This is a genomic window from Xylophilus sp. GW821-FHT01B05 (assembly GCA_038961845.1).
In the GTDB taxonomy this organism is placed as follows: domain Bacteria; phylum Pseudomonadota; class Gammaproteobacteria; order Burkholderiales; family Burkholderiaceae_C; genus Xylophilus.
This window is the reverse complement of the sequence record CP152408.1, coordinates 2,240,759-2,262,437: the sequence shown is the minus strand read 5'-3', so window position 1 is coordinate 2,262,437 and position 21,679 is coordinate 2,240,759. Positions and strand designations below refer to the sequence as shown.

Genomic DNA, 21,679 nt, shown 5'->3' with positions numbered 1-21,679 from the left:
GAGAGAAGAGTTGTTGACTGCTGCTGTCCATCACCCCGGAATTGTAGAAACCAGCCCCGCTGCCCCGCCACAGGCCGCGGGCACGCTGCTTTGGCGCAGCGAGGACGACACCGCCGCCTTCGCCCAACGCCTGGCCGCGCTGCCGGCATTGCGCAACGCCTTCATCGCGCTGCACGGCGACCTGGGCGCGGGCAAGACCACCTTTGTGCGGCATCTGCTGCGCGCGCTGGGCGTGCAGGGCCGCATCAAGAGCCCGACCTATGCGGTGGTGGAGCCGCACGAGGCGGCCGATGGTCTGGCGGTGTATCACTTCGACTTCTATCGCTTCGATGACCCGCGTGAATGGGAAGACGCAGGCTTTCGCGACCTGTTCGCCGGCCCCGGCCTGAAGCTGGCCGAGTGGCCCGAAAAAGCCGAAGGCGTGCTGCCCGTGGCCGACCTGGACCTGCGCATCGAATCCGACGCAGAAGGCCTGCGCACGGTGCACCTCATTGCCGGCAGCGCTGCCGGCCAGACACTGCTGGAGACCATCGCGGCATGACAGGCAACCGGAAACCTCCCGCCCCGCCCACGCGCCGCCGCGTACTGCAATCGGGCAGCCTGGTGCTGCTGCTGGGCGCGGCCGAGATCGCGCGCGGCGCCACCATCGTCGCCGTGCGGGTCTGGCCCGCGCCTGAATACACGCGCGTCACCATCGAATCAGACGGTGCGCTGGTGGCCAAGCAGTTCTTCGTGGCCAGCCCGCCGCGGCTAGCGGTGGACATCGAGGGCATCGAACTCAACCCCGCGCTGCGCGAACTGGTGGCCAAGGTGAAGGGCGACGACCCCTACATCGCCGGTGTGCGCGTGGGCCAGAACGCGCCCAACGTGGTGCGCCTGGTGCTGGACCTGAAACAGCCGGCGCAACCGCAGGTGTTCTCGCTGCCGCCCGTGGCCGCCTACCAGCACCGGCTGGTGTTTGACCTGTACCCGCAGCAGGCACTCGACCCGCTGGAAGAGCTGATCGCCCAGCGCCTGCAGGACACGCAGAGCCAGGCCAGCGTGGCAGCAGCAGCGCCTGCCGCAGCGCCCGACCCCATCGGCGACCTGATCGCGCGGCAGATGGAGCACCCGCGCCCGGTGCCCGGCCTGCCACCGGCCACCCCGGTGCCGCCGGTAGTGGTGGCCAAGGCGCCGCCCTCTGCCCCGGTGGCGCCCGGCAGCCCGCCGCCCAGCCGCACCCGCACCGACCGCCTGATCATCGTCGCCATCGACCCCGGCCACGGCGGCGAAGACCCGGGCGCGACCGGTGCCAGCGGCACGCGCGAAAAAGACGTGGTGCTGCGCATCGCCCATCTGCTGCGCGACCGCATCAACGCCACCACGCTCAACGGCAACCCGATGCGGGCCTTCATGACGCGCGACGCCGACTTCTTCGTGCCGCTGAATGTGCGCGTGGAAAAGGCCCGCCGCGTGCAGGCCGACTTGTTCATCAGCATCCACGCCGACGCTTTCACCACGCCGGCGGCGCGCGGCGCCAGCGTGTTTGCGCTGAGCCAGCGCGGCGCCTCCAGCTCGGCCGCGCGCTGGCTGGCCAACAAGGAGAACGCGGCCGACCTGATCGGCGGCGTGAACGTGGCCGGCGTGCGCGACGCCCACGTGCAGCGCGCCATGCTTGACATGAGCACCACCGCGCAGATCAACGACAGCCTGAAGCTGGGCTCTTCCATGCTCGGCCAGATCGGCAAGTTTGCGCGGCTGCACAAGAACGAGGTCGAGCAGGCCGGCTTTGCCGTGCTGAAGGCGCCCGACATCCCCAGCGTGCTGGTGGAAACCGCCTTCATCAGCAACCCCGAGGAAGAAGCCCGCCTGCGCGACCCGGCCTACCAGCAGCAGTTGGCCGACGCGCTGATGCGCGGCATTGCCGGCTACTTCTCGCGCAACCCGCCGCTGGCGCGCAGCCGCACGCTCTGAACCCTGAGGAGCGTGCCCGCCGCGAGACGACAGGCCTCGGGGCACTTCTCCTACATCATGGGAAACCCTGATTCCCTACGGTGGATGTCTGGGCCTTGGCCAAGGGCGAAACCCGCCATGCCGGAGCCCCCGCCCAAACTACAGAGGTGACCACCATGAAAACCAAACTGCTTCTCTCCGCAGCCGCGGCAGCCCTGATCAGTCTCACGGGCTGCGCCAACAACCAGCAACTGGGTACCGGCACCGGCGCCGTGCTGGGTGGCGTTGCCGGCAACGCCCTGTTCGGTGGCACCGCCGGCACCGTGGGCGGTGCGGCCGCTGGCGCCCTGATCGGCAACGAAGTCGGCCGCCGTCAAGACAATAAGAACTACGGCTACTGAGCCCCGCGCTGCGGCGCATGAATGAAAAAAGGGCCTCTTCAAGAGGCCCTTCTTCCATGTTGCGCTGGCTCAGCTCGCCGCAGATGCCTGCCGCCCGGCGCGCCAGGCGCCAAAGATGGCGATCAGCCCCGGGATCAGGATCATCCCCCAGATGATCTTCTCCAGGTTCTGCCGCACCCAGGGCAGGTTGCCAAAGAAATAGCCGGCCACGCAGATGCCCACCACCCAGAGTACGGCGCCGCCGATGTTGAAGGCGGTGAAGCGGCCACGGTGCATGGCCGCCACGCCGGCCACGAAGGGCGCGAAGGTGCGGATAAAGGGCATGAAGCGCGCCAGCACGATGGTGATGCCTCCGTAACGCTCATAAAAGGCATGCGCCTGGTCGAAGGCGCGGCGGTTGAACAGGCGCGAGTTCTCCCACTGGAACACGCGCGGCCCGATGTGCCGGCCGATGCTGTAGTTGCACTGGTCGCCCAGGATTGCCGCTACCAGCAACACCGGCACCGCAATGCCCAGGTGCAGCAGGCCGGCACCGGCCAGCGCACCGACGATGAACAGCAGCGAATCGCCCGGCAAAAAGGGCATCACCACCACGCCGGTTTCCACGAACACGATCAAAAACAGCAGCGCATAGACCCAGGCGCCGTAATGCACGACGAAGGCCTCCAGGTAGCGGTCTATGTGCAGGATGAAGTCAATGGCAAGCGCGATCAGGTCCATGGGGCTCCTAAGGTCAACCCGCGATTATCTGGGCTATGGGCCACGGCCTAAAATCATCCGGTGAACGCCGTCCTGTCCCCTCGCCCCCGCCGCCCCATCCTTGAACTACCCGACGAGCTGATCAGCCAGATCGCCGCCGGCGAGGTGGTCGAGCGGCCTGCATCCGTGGTGCGCGAGCTGGTGGACAACGCGCTGGACGCCGGCGCCACCCAGATCACCGTGCGCCTGCTGGCCGGCGGCGTGCGCCTGATCGCGGTGGAAGACGACGGCGGCGGCATTCCGCAGGCCGAGCTGCCGGTGGCGCTCAAGCGCCACGCCACCAGCAAGATCGCCAACCTGCACGAGCTGGAATCGGTCGGCACCATGGGTTTCCGTGGCGAGGCGCTGGCGGCGATTGCGTCTGTATCAGAGCTGTCGCTGCTGTCGCGCCCGGCCGACCAGGCCAGCGCCTTTCTGCTGGACGGCCGCAGCGGCGAGCTGCGCCCGGCCGCGCGCGGCACCGGCACCTCGATCGAGGTGCGCGAGCTGTTCTTCTCCACCCCGGCGCGGCGCAAATTTTTGAAGACCGACGCCACCGAGCTGGCCCACTGCATCGAAGCCGTGCGCCGCCATGCGCTGGCGCGGCCCGACGTGGGCTTTGCCATCTGGCACGAAGGCCGGCTGGTGGAGCAATGGCGCCTGTGCACCGGCACGCCAGAAGAGGCCCAAGACCGCCGCCTGGCCGACGTGTTGGGCGAAGATTTCTTGCAGCAATCGGTTGCCGTGGAGTACGCCAGCCACGGCGTCACCGTGCGCGGCCGTGCCGGCATCCCGGATGCGGCGCGCGCGCGGGCGGATCACCAGTTTTGCTACGTCAACGGCCGCTACGTGCGCGACAAGGTGCTGACCCACGCCGCGCGCAGCGCCTACGAAGACGTGCTGCACGGCCAGCGCCAGCCGGTCTATGCGCTGTACGTAGGCATAGACCCAACCCGCGTCGACGTGAACGTGCACCCGACCAAGATCGAGGTGCGTTTTCGCGACAGCCGCGAGGTGCACCAGGCGGTGCGCCACGCCGTGGAAAACGCCCTGGCCGCACCGCGCGCCGGCACCGATGCCATCGCCACGCTGCTGCCGGCGGCAGACACGCCGCCAGCCGTGGCACCCACCTCTTCTGCATTTTTTGAACAAAAAGTGCCTGAAGCCCAGGAGTGGCGCCGGCAGTCAGCTATTAATTTTGCAGCACCCACGCCGCAAATAGGTGTGCGCGTGTCTGACCTGCAGGCACTGTGGCAGCCGGCAGAAAGCCCCGCCCCCGTCGCAGCCCCTGCGCCCACACCGCTGGCCGATGCGCCGCAGGACTGGCCGCTGGGCCGCGCGCTGGCGCAGCTGCAGGGCATCTACATCCTGGCCGAGAACGCCCAGGGCCTGGTCATCGTCGACATGCATGCGGCGCACGAGCGCATCGTCTACGAGCGGCTCAAGCAGCAGATCGACACCGACGTGATCGCCAGCCAGCCGCTGCTGATCCCCGCCACCTTTGCCGCCACGCCGCACGAAGTGGCCACGGCCGAGGCCTGCGTCGAGGTGCTGCGCACTTTGGGCCTGGAGATCACGCCCTTTTCGCAGCGCACCCTGGCCGTGCGCGCCGTGCCCACATCGCTGGCGCATGGCGATGCGGTAGAGCTGGCGCGCAGCGTGCTGGCCGAGCTGGCCCAGCACGACGCCAGCACCGTGGTGCAGCGCGCCCGCAACGAGCTGCTGGGCACCATGGCCTGCCACGGCGCGGTGCGCGCCAACCGCCGCCTGACGGTGGAAGAGATGAACGCCCTGCTGCGCCAGATGGAGGCCACCGAGCGCTCGGATCAATGCAACCACGGCCGCCCGACCTGGCGCCAGTTGTCGGTGCGCGAGCTGGACGGGCTGTTCCTTCGCGGGCGCTGAGTTCAGGCGTCAGCGTCAGTGACGTCCAATCCCGCCAGAAGCTGACGCGCACGCACTTCGGCCTGTTGCGGGTCCGGCACGACCGAGAAATGCAGGCCAAACGCCGCCGCGATCACCACCGCCTGCGCGCGCTTGAGCACCCGCTTGCTGTGCTCGGGCTCGACCGAGACGAAGCCGCGGCAGCACAGGGCCAGGGGCTTCTTGTGCGCTTTCAGCCACATGGTTTGCGCTTTTTGGTCTTCATGCGCGGGATGCTCGGCGCTGTCCAGGAACACAAAAACAAAAGGCTCGCCGTGCGCCAGCAGCGCCTCCATTTCCATGATCCATTGGGGCGCGTAGCCGTGCGGCAGAAGACTGCCCCGGATGCGCACGATCGGGAAATCAGCCACGTGGTAGAGCTTGAAGTCGTCCGGATTCATCGAGTCACTCCTCTTTTGTTGGGGCAGCAGACCCAGAACTGCCGCGAGCGGCCTCGCCAATAAAAACCCACACCGTGCCGACCAGCGCCACGCCGCAGACACCATAAAAGGCCGCCCAGCCCACAAGCGGGATCAGGCCCGGCAGACCGAACAAGGCCAGCGTGCCAATAAAGCGCCCCACGCCGTAGAGCAGCGCGTAGTCGGTCGCCGCTTGGTGGCCGCGGGCCCAGGCCAGGATGGAGGCGCCAAGCACGATGTAGATGGCGCTGACGCAGGCGCCGATCAGCACGGCGCCGGCCATCGCCACCCCCGGCATGTACTGGGCATAAGCCCAGGCGGTGAGCGCCGTGCTGGCAAGGCACAGCAGCACTAGCGCCCACAGCACCTTGGGCCGGGCAAGGCCTTGCATCAGCCAAGGCGCGATGGCGGATGCAGCCAGATTGGCCAGCGGCGCCATGGTGCCCAGCACCCAGCCGATGCGCTCCAGCGGCACCTGCAAGTCCACCAGCATCAGCCGATTGAAGTTGAACAGCGCCATCAGCGCGCAAGTCACCAGCGAGATCTTCAAGAGCCGGCGCTGCATCGCCGGCTGCCGCAGCGTGGCAAGCAGCCTGGGCCGCACTGGTGCCTGGGCTTGGTGGGCGGCGTCGCGCCGCACCAGGGCCAGCACCGGGACGGCTGCGAGTGCGATCAGTGCAGCTATCGACACAAAGGTCCACTGCCAGCCCAGCGTTGGGAACAGCCCCACCAGCACGCCACCGCCCAGCACCGCCCCCAGCGACAGGCCGCCCACCTTGGCGGCGGCCGCCAACGGCCGCTGCTCCGCGTGCACCTGCTCGACCGTCAGCGCATCCAGCGCCAGGTCCATCGTCGCCATCGACACCGTGGTGGCCAGCCCCAGCGCGATCTGCAGGGCCGGCGGCCAGGCTTCGCCAGCGGCCAGCGCGGCGACCAGCACCACCGCCAGGCCTTGCGCGGCCGTGATCCAGCCGGTGCGGCGGCCCAGCCAGGGCATGCGCCAGCGGTCCACCCAGGGCGCCCACAGAAAGGCCACGCCAAAGGGGATGTAGAGCGCAAACACCCAGCGCATGGCCGCCAGCTCGACACCACGCGCGCGCAGGATGGTGGCCACACCGCCCTGCACAAAGCCCAGCACCACGCCAAGCGACACATACATCAGCGCAACCGCCAACAACACCGGCACGGCGCCGCGCTGCACATGGCGATCCAAGGACAGGGATTGCCTCATCACGTCAGAACCTCAGCGTGGCGCCCAAGCCCGCGATGCGCCCCTGCCCCACCCGCACCGAGCTGACGCCTGGTCCCCAGGCCTGGCCAGCCACCGCGTACTGCTTGTTGCGCAGATTCCAGGCAAAGCCGTAGAACTCCCAGTTGCCGTGTTGCCAGCCAAGCCGCGCGTTGAGCACGCCGTAGCCGGGCAGCATGAAGCTTTCACGGACATCGACGGCGCGCGCGCCCACGTACTGCCAGGCCAGGGCGGCCTTGATCCGGCCCGGCAGGCCCAGCGCTTGTGCGGGGGCCTCGAACTGCCCGCCCAAGCTGGCCGTCCAGCGCGGCACATTGGGCACGCGGTTGCCCGACAGCGCGCCGGTGGCGCTGCCGGTGGGCACATCCACCAGCTCCGCATGCGTGTAGCCGGCGCCGCCGGTCAGCTTGAAGGCGCGGGTGATCTGCGCCTCGGCCTCCAGCTCGGCGCCGCTGCTGCGGTAGTCCAGCGCGGCGGGTGTGAACAGCAGTGCACTGGGGTTGAACACGATCAGGTGGCCGTTCTTCACGTCGTTGTGAAACAGCGCGCCATTGAGCGTGGCGCGCCGGTCCAGCCACTGCGACTTGAAGCCCAGCTCATAGGTCCAGCTGGTGGATGTCGGGAACGGTGACTCTTGCTTGCCCGTGGGGCTGTTGACCGAGGTCGCCGGGTAGCCTGCGGCCACTGCGCCGCGCGACACCGTGGCGTAGGTCATGAGCGCAGGCGTCCAGTCGTAGGAGAGGCCCGCGCGGCCGGTGGTGAAGCTGTCGACCAGGCGGCTTTGCTGCAGCCAGTAGGGCACGACCGCAGCGCTGCCATTGCCGACGAACTGGTAACTGGCGTCCTTGCTCTCGCGCGTGTGGCGCAGGCCCAGCGTGGCCTTGAGCGCCTGCGTCAGGGGCAGCGTCGCCTCGCCGAACACCGATGCGCTGCCGCTGCGGATGCGGTTGGTGAAGGCACCGTTCTGCGTCGCAAAGTTGAAGGCCGCCGCCGAGGCCTGCGACGTGGTGTCGTTGCCAAAGGATGAGTGGAAGTAGTTCACGCCGGCGGTCCAGGCCAGCGCGCTGCCCTCAACCGAGCTCAGGCGCAACTCCTGCTGCCAGGTCTTGTCGCGGAAGTTGATGGCCGCGTAGTCGGCATAGGGCACATCAAACAGCGACTGCGGGCGGCCGGTGAGCGCCGAGTAGATCAACCCATCGGTCATGTCCATGGGCTGGAAAGAGCGCGAATCCTCGTAGCTGGTCAGCGAGGTGAGCTTGAAGCGCTCAAAGCCATGTTCGACCTTGAGGCTGGCGCCGGCGTCACGCGAGCGCACTTCGCGCCGTGGGTTGACGGCGCTGCGCGGGAACTGCGGGTCTTGCTTCCAGATGAAGTTCGGCGCCGAAGACTGCTGCTTGTCATAGAAACCAACGAAGCTCACCGTGGTGTCGTTGCCCGGCGTCCACAGCAGCGAGCCGCGCAGGGCACCAATCTGCACCCGGCCGTCCTTGCCGCCGAGCGCGACGTTAGGGATGTTGCCGTCGAGGTTCGAATAGCGCACAGCCAGGCGGCCCGCCAGTTGCTCGGACAAAGGGCCGTTGGCCACGATCTCGCCCAGCCGATAGCCATGCGAGCCGACCTCGGTGGTGGCAGAGAAGCCGCGCTTGAAGGTGGGCAGGTTCGGGATCACGTTGATCGCGCCGCCCTGCGTGTTGCGGCCCAGCAGCGTGCCCTGCGGGCCGCGCAGCACTTCAACGCGGTCGATGTCCATCAGCACCGGGGCCGCGCCGTAAACGGAACGCGGCGCGTCGTTCATGTACATCACGACCGAGGTGTCGTCAGGCGACAGCGGTGCCAGGGAGCCCACGCCGCGCAGATTGAACACGTTTGAATTGAGCCCCACGCCATCGACAAAAGACAGGTTGGGCGTAGCGCGCGCCAGCCCGGCATTGCCGACGACGGGCGAGGCCTGGGTGGCCAGATCGGCGCCCTGGATCGCCTTGATGCTGATCGGCACCTCTTGTGCGCTTTCAGCCCGGCGCCGCGCGGTCACGGTGACCGCCTCCAGGGCGTCAGGCTCGTCCGGCTGCGCGGCGGCGTGATCGGGTTGGGCCAGCACCAACGCGCAAGCCAAAGCAGCCCAGACACCGGTCGGCCGGCGCACCATGGCGGCGCGCTGGGACGGTGGTGGACAGGGGGAAAACGTCATGCCGGGTTCCTTCTTGTGGCGGCGAGGCCAGCAATTTATTGAATGAGAAATCTTCGCAATTGTATTGACTGAACAATCAGTCAGTCAACAAACCGACCAATTTGCGATAGCTAGAATCAGCGCCCTACCGGAGGACCCCATGGCCGAACTTCGCCCCACTTTCACCACCATGGATGCCCGCGACAACATCCTCGAAGCGGCACTGGCCGTGTTTGCGCACAGCGGTTTCAGCGGCACGACCATGCGCGACATCGCCCAGCAGGCCGGCGTGTCGCCCGGGCTGATCCACCACCACTTCAAGGACAAGGAAAGCCTGTGGAACATGGTGGGCGAGCGCATCACCGACGACTTCGCCGCCTCCACCGGCGACTTTCTGGCCGAGCCCCTGGAGATCGACGAAACCACCGTCCCCAAGCTGGTGGCCAACTACATGCAGTACTGGAAGACGCACCCCAGCGCGCTGCGCTTCCAGCTCTGGCGCGTGCTGGGCGCGCCCGACGCCGAGCGCAAGGCACGTTCAGAGCGGCTGAACCGCACCTATGTCCCGGTCTTTTCCAAGGCGCAGCAGGCCGGCTTTGTGCGCCGCGACATCCCGGCCGGCCAGGCCATGTTCACCACCGGGGGCCTGATCCAATTCTGGCTGCACAGCCGCCTGGAAGCCAACGACGCCATTGCCGCCGGCGGCGAGACGCCCCCCGATGACGAGACGTTTCTGCAATACGTGCTCAGCCTGATCCTGGTACGTAAGCACATATAGACACATATGTAAAACACCCGCCTGCCTTCAGTGGCACAGGGTTTGCATGTATGTAAGAACGCAGCGCCAAGACGTTGTAGGGGAAACTTTATCCGGCCTTCCACGATCGACCATCACCATGACTCCACGCTCGCTGCTTGCGCCCGTCGCTGTCGCCATCGTCGTTCTTGCCGGTTGTTCCACGCTTGACTACAAGCAGCGGGAATGGATCTTCCAGCCCAGTGACCGTGCCTGGGGCAATGCCCAGGCCGCACCGGACATGCAAGACGTCTGGATCGACTTCCAATCCCAGGCCGAAGACACGCCCGCGCGCCTGCACGCGCTCTGGCTGCCGGCCGCCACGCAGCCCAACCTGCCCATGGCCCTGCCCGCCGAGCACCAGGCCAACGGGCCGCCGGTGCTGCTGTACCTGCACGGCGCGCGCTGGAACGTCAACGGCTCGGCGCAGCGCATCCGCCGCATGCAGGAAATGGGCTTCTCGGTGCTGGCCATCGACTACCGTGGCTTTGGCAAGAGCAGCGCCGGCCTGCCCTCCGAAGCCACCGCCGCCGAAGACGCCCAGGCCGCCTGGGACTGGCTGGCCCAGCGCTTCCCCGGCCGCTCGCGCTACGTGTTCGGCCACTCGCTGGGCGGCGCCATCGCCATCGACCTGGCCACCCGCGTCCCGGATGCCAGCGGCGTGATCGTCGAAGGCACCTTCACCAACATCGCCGACGTGGTGAGCAGCTTCAAGTGGGGCTGGCTGCCGGTGTCGATGTTCATCACCCAGCGGTTTGAGTCCATCGAAAAGGTCAAGAGCATCCGCGCGCCGCTGCTGGTGGTGCACGGCTCGGAAGACAGCCTGATCCCCGCCGCGCTGGGCCGCCGTCTCTTCAACGCCGCCACAGGCCCCAAGCAGTTCGTGCTGGTGGAAGGCGGCTCGCACTACAGCACCAATTCAGTCGGCGAGTCGCAGTACCGCACGGCACTGCACCAGTTGTTCGGGCTGGATACGCTGCCGCAGCGCGCGGCACCGGGGCTGGTGCCACCCGCCCCGGCCACCATCGCCGCCAGCGAGTAAGAACGGCGGCCCGGCGCGGCGGGCTCTGCTACCCTCGCCCGCATGTCTCTTCTCTCCCCCGCGGGCACGGCCACCGACGCCGCCCGCGCGCTGCCGGCGATCTGCCTGGCCGGCCCCACCGCCGCAGGCAAGACCGCCGCCACCCTGGCCATCGCCCAGCACCTGGCGCCGCGCTGCGCGGTGGAAATCATCAGCGTCGACTCGGCCCTGGTCTACCGCGGCATGGACATTGGCACGGCCAAGCCCAGCGCCGCCGAGCGCGCCGCCGTGCCGCACCACCTGATCGACATCCGCGACCCGCTGCAGGCCTACAACGCGGCCGAGTTCGTGGCCGACGCCGAGCGGCTGATGGCCGAGATCCGCGCCCGTGGCGCCCTGCCCTTGCTGGCCGGCGGCACCATGCTGTACTTCAAGGCGCTGTTCGACGGCCTGGACGATCTACCGCCCGCCGACGCCAGCGTGCGCGCCACGCTGGAGGCCGAAGCCGCCACCCGCGGCTGGCCCGCGCTGCATGCCGAACTGGCCCAGGTCGACCCGGTCACCGCAGCCCGCTTGCCGCCCCAAGACAGCCAGCGCATCCAGCGCGCGCTGGAGGTCTGGCGCCTCACCGGCCGGCCGCTGTCGGATTTCCACAGCACTAGCAAAAACATAGCTAGAAGCCCAGGTGCAGCCAGGGCTACAGCCCTTATTTCCTTGGAACCCGCAGAACGCAGCTGGCTGCACGCCAGGATTGCCGAGCGCTTCGACGCCATGCTGGCCGGCGGCTTCATCGACGAGGTGCGGGCGCTGCGCGCGCGCGGCGATCTCTCGCCCGAGCTGGCCTCCATGCGCTGCGTGGGCTACCGGCAGGCCTGGGAGGTGCTGGACGGCAGCGCCCCCGCCGCCGAGCTGCGCGACCGCGGCATCTTCGCCACGCGCCAATTGGCCAAGCGCCAGATCACCTGGCTGCGCAGCATGCCGCAGCGGCACGCGGTGGCCGCCGATGCGCCGGATGCGCTGGCGCAGGTGCTGCGGCAGGTCGATGCGCTGCTGGGTGCCGTGCCATGAGCGGCCTCTCCATTCGCGGCCTGGCCAAGCACTACGGCAGCGGCGCGGCGGCCGTGCCGGTGTTTGCCGGCGTCAGCTTTGACGTGGCGCCGGGCGAGTTCGTGGCCATCGTCGGCCCCTCGGGCGTGGGCAAGTCCACCCTGCTCAACTGCCTGGCCGCACTCGACACCTGGGACGCCGGCAGCGTGGCGCTGGGCGGCACCGACCTGTCCACGCTCAACGAAACCCAGCGCGCCCTCTGGCGCCGCCAGCACGTCGGCTTTGTGTTCCAGGCCTTTCATGTGCTGCCGCACCTGGATGTGGCGCAGAACGTGGCGCTGCCGCTGATGCTGTTGCAACAGGCCAGCGAGCCGCGCGTGGCCGAGATGCTGCAGGCCGTGGGCCTGCATGGCCTGGGCGCGCGGCTGCCGCAGCAGTTGTCGGGCGGGCAGTTGCAGCGCGTGGCCATTGCGCGTGCGCTGGTGCACCGGCCCAGCCTGCTGCTGGCCGACGAGCCCACCGGCAACCTCGACCCCGGCACCGCCGCGCAGGTGATGGACCTGCTGCTGGCGCAGACGCGGCAGCATGGCGCGGCGCTGGTGCTGGTCACCCATTCGGATGCCGCCGCTGCACGCGCCGACCGTGTGCTGCATCTGCAGAGCGACGGCATTGCACAGGCTCCCACCAACCCATGAGCGACACCCACCCCGCACCCAGCCGCGCGCGCCGCGTGCTGCTGGCCGCCAGCATCGTGCTGATTGCCTTCAACCTGCGGCCACTGTTTGGCAGCCTGTCGGTGCTGCTGCCCGAGATCATGGCCAGCACCGGCCTGAGCCCGGCGGGCGCCAGCCTGCTGACCACGCTGCCGGTGCTGTGCCTGGGCCTGTTTGCGTTCCCGGCGCCGGCGCTGGCGCGGCGCTTTGGCACCGAGCGCACGCTGCTGGGCGCGCTGCTGTTGCTGGTCATGGGCACGCTGCTGCGCGGCCTTGGCAGCCTGCCGCTGCTGTTTGCCGCATCGGCCATGGGCGGCGCGGGCATTGCCGTTGGCAATGTGCTGCTGCCAGGGTTGGTGAAGCGCGACTTCCCCCGGCAGGCGCCACTGCTGACCGGCTGCTACACGCTGGCCATCTGCGCCGGCGCGGCCAGCGCCACCGGGCTTACCGTGCCGCTGGAGCGCGGGCTGCTTGGCGGCTCGTGGCAGGCGGCGCTCGCGCTTTGGGCGCTACCTGCGGCGGCGGTGGTACTGCTCTGGGCGCCGCAGGCCTGGGCTGCCCGCAGCCACCCGCAGCATGCCGGCCCGGCCAGGCCCAGCCTGTGGCGCAACCGGCTGGCCTGGCAGGTCACCTGCTTCATGGGCCTGCAGTCGGCGCTGGCCTATGCCGCCATTGGCTGGCTGGCGCCCATCCTGCGCGAGCGCGGGCTGGAGGCGGCCAGCGCTGGCTATGTGGTGGCCGCCTCTATCGGCATTCAACTGCTGACCTGCTTTGTCACACCGACCATCGCCACGCGGCGGGCGGACCAGCGCGCCATCGGCATCGCCACCACGCTGCTGACCACGGCTGCGTCGCTGGCCTTTTTGTTTGCGCCGTTGGAGGGCGGGCTGGTCTGGCTCTGGGCCGCGCTGCTGGGCGCGGGCCAAGGCGGCGCCTTTGCGCTGGCGCTGAGCCTGATCGTGCTGCGCAGCCCGGATGCGGCCACTGCCGCACAGCTCTCGGGCATGGCGCAGGGCGCGGGCTATTTGATATCGATCAGCGGCCCGCTGCTGGTGGGCCTGCTGCGCGGCTGGACGGGCAGCTTCGATGCCTCCGCCCTGCTGTTCATCACGCTGGGTGTGCTGCTGGCCATGAGCGCCGCCGGCGCCGGCCGGGCGCTGCTGGTGCGGCCGGCGCTGCCCTGATTGCCGGCCATGCTGGCACTGCTCAAGACCTTCTCGTGGCAGGAGATCCGCCACCAGCCCTGGCGCCATGCGGTGGCCGTGCTGGCGGTGATGTTGGGCGTGGCGCTGGCGTTTTCGGTGCAGCTCATCAACAGCTCGGCGCTGGATGAGTTCGCGCAGGCGGTGCGCACGGTAGACGGCCAGCCCGATCTGCAACTGCGCGCGGTGCAAGAGAGCTTCGACGACGCGCTGTTTGGCCCGCTCGCGCACCGCACCGACGTGGCCTCGGCCGCGCCGGTGCTGGAGCTGCCGGCCACCGCCCAGCACGCCGACGGCACACGGCTGAGCGTGCGCGTGGTGGGCGTCGATGCGCTGGCCATGGCACGCACCGCGCCCAGCCTGCAGCCGGTGCTGCTGGAGGGCGCTGACCGGCTCGATCTGTTCGCGCCCGATGCGGCCTTTCTCAACCCCGCAGCCCTGCAGGCGCTGGGCCTGGCCGGCAGCGCCGCCGGCACCCCGTTCACGCTGCAGGACACACGCCTGCACCTGGCAGGCACGGTGAGCGCGGGTGGCGCACCGCTGGTGGTGATGGACATTGCGGCGGCGCAGGCGCTGCTCCAGCGCGCGGGCCGGCTGTCGCGCATAGACCTGCGGCTGGCGCCCGGTGCGTCGCGTGATGCCTTGGTTAAAGCCGTGGCCGGCCTGCCTGGCGTCGTCGCGGTCACGCCGGGCGACGCCGCAGCGCGGGTGGGCGACCTGTCGCGCGCCTACCGGGTCAACCTGACGGTGCTGGCGCTGATCGCACTCTTCACTGGCGCCTTTCTGGTGTTCTCGGTATTGGCGCTGGGCGTGGCCAAGCGCGCGCCGCAATTCGCGCTGCTGGGCGTGCTGGGCCTGACGCCGCGCGGCCGGCGCACGCTGGTGCTGGCCGAGTCGCTGGCGTTGGGCGCACTCGGCAGCGCGCTGGGCCTGGCGCTGGGCACCGCTTTGGCCGCGCTGGCGCTGCGTGTGTTGGGCGGCGACCTGGGCGGCGGCTACTTCGCGGGCGTGGCGCCGGCCCTGCACTTCAGCCTGCCGGCCGCGCTGGCCTATGGCGCGCTGGGCGTTGCCGCAGCGCTGGTAGGTGGCTGGTGGCCGGCGCGCGCCGCCGAGCGCCTGCCGCCAGCGCAAACCCTGAAAGGGCTGGGCCTGGGCACCAGCACCGGCCTGCACCCGGCCTGGCCGCTGGCGCTGCTGGGCGGCGGTGTGGCACTGGCCTTCTTGCCGCCGCTGGCGGGCGTGCCGGTGGCCGCCTATGCATCGGTTGGCCTGCTGCTGGTGGGCGGTATCACCGCCCTGCCCTGGCTGATCGCGCTGCTGCTGGACCGCCTGCAGCCGCTGGCCGCGCGGCGCCTGCTGCCGCTGCTGGCACTGGAGCGCGCCCGCCGCATGCGCGGCAGCGCCGCCGTGGCGGTAAGCGGCGTGGTGGCGGCACTGGCACTGGCCGTGGCGCTGACGGTGATGGTGGCGAGCTTTCGCGGCTCGGTGCTGCAGTGGCTCGATACCGTGCTGCCGGCCGACCTGTACCTGCGCACCGGCAGCACGCCCAGCACCAGCACGCAAACCTTCCCGCCCGCGCTGGTGGATGCGGTGGCGCAGTTGCCCGGCGTGGCGCGGCTGGAGCCGCAGCGCATCGTGCGCCTGCAGCTCGACCCGGCCCGGCCGGCCGTGGCGCTGCTGGCGCGGCCACTGCACAGCATGCCGGGTGGCGTGGCCGCCGTGTTGCCGCTGCGCGCGGCGCCGCTGCCGGTGCCGCCGGGGCGCATAGGCATCTATGTGAGCGAAGCCATGGTGGATTTGTATGGCGCCCGGCCGGGCCAGGACTTTGCGCTACTTTCTGAGGCTTTTATGCCTGAAGCCCAGGCGGCAGGCCGGCCTATAGCTCTATTTTTTGTAGCAGGCGTGTGGCGCGACTATGTGCGCCAGTTTGGCGCCATCAGCATCGACCGTGACGACTTCATTCGCCTGGGCGGCGACCGTGCCGCCAACGACCTGGCGCTGTGGCGCGCCCCCGGCACCGACGCCGCCGCGCTGCAGCAGGCGGTGCGCACGCTGGCCGAGCAGGCGTTGGGCGCCGGCACGCCGCTGGAATTTGCGGCGCCCGAGGCCATCCGCGCCAGCTCGCTGCGCATCTTTGACCGCAGCTTTGCCGTCACCTACTGGCTGCAGGCCGTGGCCATTGGCATAGGCCTGTTTGGCGTGGCGGCCAGTTTTGGCGCGCAGGTGCTGGCGCGGCGCAAGGAGTTTGGCCTGCTGGCGCACCTGGGCCTGACGCGGCGCCAGATCCTGGCCGTGGTGGCGGGCGAAGGCGCGGCCTGGACGGGCACCGGCGCGGCCGCGGGCATTGTGCTGGGGCTGGCGGTATCGGTGGTGCTGGTGCAGGTGGTGAACCCGCAGAGCTTTCACTGGACCATGGACCTGCGCGTGCCCTGGCTGCGCCTGCTGGCGCTGGCGGCGGCGGTGGCTGCCGCCGGCACGCTGACGGCGCGCATCGCCGGTGGCGCCGCAGCCGGGCGCGATGCGGTGCTGGCCGTCAAAGAGGATTGGTGAAAAAACCTATTGCCAAGGGGCAAGGGCGTTACACGAAACGCATCAAGTTGGCGCCGACGCGGTCGAAATAGGTCTGTCACCTGGGCGTCGCACGCTCCCAGGCACGGCACTACAGACACGCTCTCCAGCACCAACCCGCCTACGCCATGGACCTCTCCAAACTCAAGATCAGTACCCGGCTGTCGCTGGGCTTCGGCATTGTCCTTGCCTTTCTACTGACACTTGCCACTGTCGGGGTCGAGCGCCTGGGCATGTTCAAGGAGAACATCACGGTCATCACCGAGGTGAACAACCCTGAAGCGCAATTGGCCAACCAGATGCTCACGATCGTGCTGCGCCAGGAAGTGGCGCTGCGCAATCTGGGCCTGATGAACGACATGGCCGACATGAAGCCAGAGGCCGACCTGCTCGACCAATTGGCCAAGGACTACGACGCGGCCGAAGCCCGGCTCGACAAGATGTTCAGCACCCTGCCCTGGACCGAGCCGCCCGAGCGCGCGCTGATGCAGAAGATCAAGGACCAGAAGGGGCCGGCACTGCCCGTGATCAAGAAGGCGCTTGAACAAGGCCTGGCCAATCAGTTCGAGCTGTCCACCGTCACCCTGCTGAAGGAACTGGGCCCGATCAACAAGGAGCGCACCCGCACGCTGACCGAACTGGTCGACCTCGAGAACCGCATGAACGGTGAAACCGCCAAGCAGACCGCGCAAGACGCCAACGCTGCGCGCGCCCTGATCCTGGTGCTCGCCGTCATCGCCCTGCTCGCCGGTGCGGCGGCCGCCGTCTTCATCACCCGCAGCATCCTGCGCCAGTTGGGCGGTGAGCCGGGCGATGCCGTGGTGGTGGCCCAGGCCATTGCCGAAGGCGACCTGTCGCGCAATATCCCGCTGCGCGCAGGCGACCAGCACAGCATCATGGCCGCGCTGGCCACCATGCAGGAGAGCCTGCGCCGCATCATTGCCGACGTGCGCGGCAGCACCGGCGCCATCGCCACGGCATCGGCCCAGATCGCCAGCGGCAACCACGACCTGTCGAGCCGCACCGAGCAGCAGGCCAGCTCGCTGGAAGAAACCGCCGCCTCGATGGAGCAGATGACCGCCACCGTGCGCCAGAACGCCGACAACGCCCAGCAGGCCAACCAGTTGGCCGTATCCGCCTCCTCCGTGGCGCAGCAGGCCGGCGACGTGGTGCAGCAGGTGATACAGACCATGGATTCGATCCATACCTCTTCGCGCCGCATCGTCGACATCATTGGCGTGATCGACGGCATTGCCTTCCAGACCAACATCCTGGCGCTGAACGCCGCAGTGGAAGCCGCCCGCGCCGGCGAGCAGGGCCGTGGCTTTGCCGTGGTGGCCAGCGAAGTGCGCAGCCTGGCGCAACGCAGCGCAGCCGCCGCCAAGGAGATCAAGTCGCTCATCGACGACTCGGTGCGCAACGTCGAAACCGGTGGCGCCCAGGTCCAGCAAGCCGGCACCACCATGGCCAACGTGGTCGGCAGCGTCAAGCGCGTGACCGACATCGTCGGCGAGATCGCCGCCGCCAGCAGCGAGCAGCGCCAGGGCATCGAGCAGGTGAACCAGGCCATCACGCAGATGGACCAGGTGACCCAGCAAAACGCTGCGCTGGTGGAAGAAGCCGCCGCCGCCACGCAGTCCATGGAATCGCAGGCGCGCAACCTGCAACTGGTGGTGGGCACCTTCCGCCTGCAGGCGGGTACAGAGCCAGCCCCTCAAGCAGCAGCGATCGCCGTTGCACCTGCAACACCGGTGCGCGCCAAGCCAGCAGCTACGCCAGCGCCGGCAAAGCTGCGCGCCAAACCCGCCGCCTCGCCTGCCCCCGCTGCACCGCGCGCCGTGGCACTGGCCGGCGATGCCGACGACGACTGGGAGAAGTTTTGAAGCACCCCCAGGCTACGCGCTTCGCGTCTTCGCCTCCCCCCTCAAGGGGACACATCCTGCGGCCCGGCTAAGCCGGTTCCGCCGATGTCCTGGCATGGCCTGCTCCGCGGCCTTCTGGGGCCGGTGTTGCATGCGGTGTGACGGTCAAGGAAGACCATTGGCAAGGCGAGCGCCTGCGACAATCCGCGCATGCTGCACGCCCCCTCTTCCTCCTGGCTGTATGAGGCCATCGCCCGCATCGAAGCCGACTACCAACGCAGCGCCGATACGCACCTGATCCCGCTGCCCTTGCCCGGCCATGCCCGGCACGGCATCGACCTGTACCTGAAGGATGAGTCCACCCATCCCACGGGCAGCCTCAAGCACCGGCTGGCGCGCTCGCTGTTCCTGTATGCGCTGTGCAATGGCTGGGTGCACGAGGGCTCGACCATCGTCGAGGCGTCGAGTGGCTCCACCGCCATCAGCGAGGCCTATTTCGCGCGCCTGCTGGGCCTGCCCTTCGTGGCGGTGATGCCGCGCAGCACCTCGGCCGAGAAGATCGCGCAGATCGCCTTCCATGGCGGCCGCTGCGAGTTCGTGGACAGCGCCGCCCAGGTCTACGAGCACGCGCGCGCCGTGGCGCTGCAGACCGGCGGCCACTACATGGACCAGTTCACCTATGCCGAGCGCGCCACCGACTGGCGCGGCAACAACAACATCGCCGAGAGCATGTTTGCGCAAATGTCCTGCGAGCGGCATCCGGTGCCGCGCTGGATCGTGGTCGGTGCGGGCACGGGCGGCACCAGCGCCACCATCGGCCGTTATGTGCGCTTTAGGCGCCACGCCAGCCAGGTTTGCGTAGCCGACCCGGAGGGCTCGGTGTTCAGCGCCTACCACCGCACGGGCGACGCCAGCCTTACCGCGCCCGGCTCGCGCATAGAAGGCATAGGCCGGCCCCGCGTGGAGCCCAGCTTTGTGCGCAGCCTGGTGGACCGCATGGAAGAAGTGGCCAATGCAGACTCCATCGCCGCCATGCGTTGTCTGTCGGAGCTGCTGGGCCGCCGCGTGGGCCCCTCCACCGGCACCAACTTCGTCGCCATGCTGAGCCTGGCGCAAGAGATGCGCGCAAGGGGCGAGACCGGCTCGGTCCTGTCGCTGCTGTGCGATGCAGGCGAGCGCTACCTGCCCACCTACCACGACCCGATATGGGTGGCGCAGCACCTGGGCGACTGCAGCGCGGCGCGCGCGCGGCTCAACGCGCTGCTGGAGTAGCGCGTGCCCTCCCTCTGGTCGCGGCGGCAAGGGCTTGGCTTTCTGGCCGCTACGCTGCTGAGCGCGGGGCACTCAGCCCAGGCGCTGCCAGCACGGCAACTGGTGTTCCCCCACGACCTGGGCGCGCACCCGGGCTTTCGCACCGAGTGGTGGTACATCACCGGCCACGCCAGCAGTGGTGGGCGCAGCTTTGGCTTTCAGCTCACCTTCTTTCGCTCACGCGTGGCCGCCACGCAGCAGCTGGCCTCGCGCTTCGCCGCCAAACAAATCGTCTTCGCGCATGCCGCCGTGACCGACCTGCAAGCCGGCCGCCTGCTGCACGACCAGCGCATCGCGCGCTGGTCCGGCCAGCCGCCGCATGCCAACAGCGCCGACCTGGCTGCAGCCAGCGAACAAGACACCGATCTGGTGCTGGGCAACTGGTCCCTGCGGCGTGGCACTGACAGCCTCTACCGCGCGCACTTGCCCACCAGCGACTTCACGCTGGACCTGCAGTTCCGCGAAACCCAGCCGCTGCTGCTGCAAGGCGATGCCGGCCTGTCACGCAAAGGCCCGGACCCGGCGCAGGCCAGCTACTACTACAGCCTGCCGCAACTGGCCGTGAGCGGCGCGCTCACCGTGCAAGGCCAGCGCTTCGCACTCGACGCGCCCAGCGAGCGCGCCGGCGTCGCCTGGCTGGACCACGAATGGAGCGACGAACTGCTGCACCCCGAGGCCGTGGGCTGGGACTGGATAGGCATCAACCTGTTCGACGGCAGCGCCCTCACCGCCTTTCGCCTGCGCCGGCGCGACGGCAGCACGCTATGGGCTGGCGGCTCGTTCCGCGCACGCGGCGGCGCAGCTCAACCCTTTGCGCCCGAGGCCGTGCGCTTCATGCCCGGCCGCAGTTGGCGCAGCCCCCACACCGGCGCCAGCTACCCCATGGCCTGGGACATCACAACACCCGCCGGCCGCTTCAGCCTGCAGGCGCTGCTGGACGACCAGGAGCTGGATAGCCGCGGCTCCACCGGCTCGGTGTATTGGGAAGGTCTGTCAGAGCTGCACGATGCAGCGGGCGCGGTTGTGGGGCGGGGGTATCTGGAGATGACGGGGTATGTGACGGCACTGCGGCTGTGAGGGGCCATCGCCGCCAGGCCCGGCGGACACAATTACGATACATGGCTTACATACTCGAAACAGAGCTAGAGGGGCCATGAATATCCAGAAGTACTTTCCACTATTGGCGTTGGCACTGGCTGCGTGTGGCGGTGGCGGCGGAGGGGACAGCGCCCCACCCGAGCCCACGCCCGCACCCACAGGCCGGGTCGCCCTGGAAATCGTGGCCGGCCCGATCGGGGAACGTGCCAGTTTGTCCTCCGACCCGCAGCGGGGCTGCACGGATGGCGCAGCCGCAAATGCCGTGATGGGTTCCAGCATGTCGCTGGCCGCGGCGGCCGATGGGCAGTCGCTCTACACCGCCGAGCAAGGCGCCTGCGACTCCCGCTTCCGGGTACGCAGGCTGGATCTGGCGGCCAAGACGGTCACCACACTGGCGACCGGCGCTGACATTCCGGCGCAAGAAGCCCCTGGGCCGTTCCAGCTGCAGAGCTTCCTCAGGCCAACTGCCATCGCCCAGGCGCCGGACGGCACCCTGGCCATTGCCGACAGCGATGTCTTCTCCGGAGGCCTGACGACGCCGTCGGGCAGGGAAAGGCAAGGGCTGGGGAACGGCGTCTGGCTGTTGTCGCCAACCGGGCAGTTGCGCCAGCTTGCAGGGTTTGAAAAACCCGCATCGACCCCGCTGGCGGACGGAAGCGGCCCGCAGGCAGTTTTCCAGTCCATCACGGTCATCTGCGCGGGCGCACAGGGGGAGTTCTACGTCAGCGACCTGGGCCGGGTGCGCCAGATCTCCGCCAACGGCGCAGTGACCACCCTGGCGAACGCCGAGGGCCGGAATTTCGAGGGGCTGTACTGTGGCCAGCAGGGAAGAAACCTGACGTTTTCCGTTGCTGCAGACGGCCAGCGCAAGCCGTTCGAGCTACAGGCGCAGCGCCTGTTCGACACGCCCTCGGGCGTGGCTGGCCTCTACAGCGCCATGGCCGGCGCGGACAGCGCATGGGTATCCAGCCCCGCAGGCGGGACGCTGTTCCTGATGGGGCTGGCGGACGGCCGCGTTCTTCCGGGCTCCACGCTGGTCACGGCAGGACTCATGGTCGCCGGCGAGCGCTACACACCGAACTCCTCTGCGCTCCGCGCGGCGAACGCGGGTGTGGCGTACCTGCCGACCGCCTACTCCATCGTTCGGCTGACCTACCAGTGAGCGCCCTTCAGCCCATGTCGGGCTGGCGCTTGGGTTTTTTGATAAAAAGTGGCTTTAGCCCAGGTGCCGC

18 protein-coding genes are annotated in these 21,679 nt (G+C 69.0%); 14 read left to right on the top strand and 4 right to left on the bottom strand.

Annotated elements, in window-relative coordinates; genetic code table 11:
- The first annotated feature begins 13 nt into the window (after window positions 1-13).
- The 3 genes from tsaE to AAFF27_10565 all read left to right on the top strand — a co-directional run bounded on the left by tsaE (window position 14) and on the right by AAFF27_10565 (window position 2,333).
- Window positions 14-541 carry a tRNA (adenosine(37)-N6)-threonylcarbamoyltransferase complex ATPase subunit type 1 TsaE gene (gene tsaE, locus AAFF27_10575; GenBank protein ID XAH25605.1) on the top strand — a complete coding sequence of 176 codons (528 nt, stop codon included), beginning with the start codon at window positions 14-16 and terminating at the stop codon, window positions 539-541.
- Window positions 538-1,953: an N-acetylmuramoyl-L-alanine amidase gene (locus tag AAFF27_10570; protein ID XAH25604.1), complete on the top strand. Its 1,416-nt coding sequence runs from the start codon at window positions 538-540 to the stop codon at window positions 1,951-1,953. Before tsaE ends, AAFF27_10570 begins: the two co-directional genes overlap by 4 nt.
- Before the next feature lie 155 nt (window positions 1,954-2,108).
- Window positions 2,109-2,333, top strand: coding sequence for a glycine zipper 2TM domain-containing protein (locus AAFF27_10565; GenBank protein XAH25603.1), 225 nt, complete (start codon window positions 2,109-2,111; stop codon window positions 2,331-2,333).
- A 69-nt stretch (window positions 2,334-2,402) separates the two neighbouring features.
- On the opposite strand, the gene AAFF27_10560 is transcribed toward AAFF27_10565, so the two are convergent.
- Window positions 2,403-3,053: a DedA family protein gene (locus tag AAFF27_10560; protein XAH25602.1), complete on the bottom strand. Its 651-nt coding sequence runs from the start codon at window positions 3,051-3,053 to the stop codon at window positions 2,403-2,405.
- Window positions 3,054-3,113: 60 nt separating this feature from the next.
- Here AAFF27_10560 and mutL point away from each other — a divergent pair, with 60 nt between their 5' ends.
- On the top strand, window positions 3,114-4,976 hold the full coding sequence (gene mutL, locus AAFF27_10555; GenBank protein ID XAH25601.1) for a DNA mismatch repair endonuclease MutL: 1,863 nt from the start codon (window positions 3,114-3,116) through the stop codon (window positions 4,974-4,976).
- A 2-nt stretch (window positions 4,977-4,978) separates the two neighbouring features.
- On the opposite strand, the gene AAFF27_10550 is transcribed toward mutL, so the two are convergent.
- From AAFF27_10550 to AAFF27_10540, 3 genes are read right to left on the bottom strand one after another with little or no spacing between them, the layout of a single operon-like run.
- Window positions 4,979-5,395, bottom strand: a complete 417-nt coding sequence (locus tag AAFF27_10550) for a hypothetical protein (protein XAH25600.1) — start codon at window positions 5,393-5,395, stop codon at window positions 4,979-4,981.
- Window positions 5,396-5,399: 4 nt separating this feature from the next.
- The gene (locus AAFF27_10545) at window positions 5,400-6,644 is read right to left on the bottom strand and encodes an MFS transporter (protein ID XAH25599.1); all 1,245 of its coding nucleotides are present in this window, start codon (window positions 6,642-6,644) and stop codon (window positions 5,400-5,402) included.
- 4 nt (window positions 6,645-6,648) lie between these two features.
- Window positions 6,649-8,850, bottom strand: coding sequence for a TonB-dependent receptor (locus AAFF27_10540; protein ID XAH25598.1), 2,202 nt, complete (start codon window positions 8,848-8,850; stop codon window positions 6,649-6,651).
- A 139-nt stretch (window positions 8,851-8,989) separates the two neighbouring features.
- On the opposite strand from AAFF27_10540, the gene AAFF27_10535 reads away from it, so the two are divergent.
- From AAFF27_10535 to AAFF27_10490, 10 genes are all read left to right on the top strand, one after another.
- Window positions 8,990-9,607, top strand: a complete 618-nt coding sequence (locus AAFF27_10535) for a TetR/AcrR family transcriptional regulator (GenBank protein ID XAH25597.1) — start codon at window positions 8,990-8,992, stop codon at window positions 9,605-9,607.
- Between the two features lie 118 nt (window positions 9,608-9,725).
- Window positions 9,726-10,667 (top strand): alpha/beta fold hydrolase, encoded by a 942-nt coding sequence (locus tag AAFF27_10530; protein XAH25596.1) that lies wholly within the window; start codon window positions 9,726-9,728, stop codon window positions 10,665-10,667.
- A 42-nt stretch (window positions 10,668-10,709) separates the two neighbouring features.
- Entirely contained in the window at window positions 10,710-11,714 is a 1,005-nt protein-coding gene (gene miaA, locus AAFF27_10525) for a tRNA (adenosine(37)-N6)-dimethylallyltransferase MiaA (GenBank protein ID XAH25595.1), read from the top strand.
- A complete protein-coding gene (locus AAFF27_10520) occupies window positions 11,711-12,388 on the top strand; it encodes an ABC transporter ATP-binding protein (GenBank protein XAH25594.1) in 678 nt (225 codons plus the stop codon). The genes miaA and AAFF27_10520 overlap by 4 nt, the downstream gene beginning before the upstream one ends.
- Window positions 12,385-13,590, top strand: coding sequence for an MFS transporter (locus AAFF27_10515; protein ID XAH25593.1), 1,206 nt, complete (start codon window positions 12,385-12,387; stop codon window positions 13,588-13,590). The genes AAFF27_10520 and AAFF27_10515 overlap by 4 nt, the downstream gene beginning before the upstream one ends.
- 9 nt (window positions 13,591-13,599) lie before the next feature.
- On the top strand, window positions 13,600-16,158 hold the full coding sequence (locus AAFF27_10510) for an FtsX-like permease family protein (protein ID XAH25592.1): 2,559 nt from the start codon (window positions 13,600-13,602) through the stop codon (window positions 16,156-16,158).
- A 146-nt stretch (window positions 16,159-16,304) separates the two neighbouring features.
- Window positions 16,305-18,059, top strand: a complete 1,755-nt coding sequence (locus AAFF27_10505) for a methyl-accepting chemotaxis protein (protein XAH25591.1) — start codon at window positions 16,305-16,307, stop codon at window positions 18,057-18,059.
- 189 nt (window positions 18,060-18,248) lie between these two features.
- Window positions 18,249-19,310 (top strand): PLP-dependent cysteine synthase family protein, encoded by a 1,062-nt coding sequence (locus AAFF27_10500; protein XAH25590.1) that lies wholly within the window; start codon window positions 18,249-18,251, stop codon window positions 19,308-19,310.
- 54 nt (window positions 19,311-19,364) lie between these two features.
- Window positions 19,365-20,426 carry a lipocalin-like domain-containing protein gene (locus AAFF27_10495; protein XAH26201.1) on the top strand — a complete coding sequence of 354 codons (1,062 nt, stop codon included), beginning with the start codon at window positions 19,365-19,367 and terminating at the stop codon, window positions 20,424-20,426.
- A gap of 76 nt (window positions 20,427-20,502) precedes the next feature.
- On the top strand, window positions 20,503-21,609 hold the full coding sequence (locus AAFF27_10490; protein XAH25589.1) for a hypothetical protein: 1,107 nt from the start codon (window positions 20,503-20,505) through the stop codon (window positions 21,607-21,609).
- Window positions 21,610-21,679: the final 70 nt, after the last annotated feature.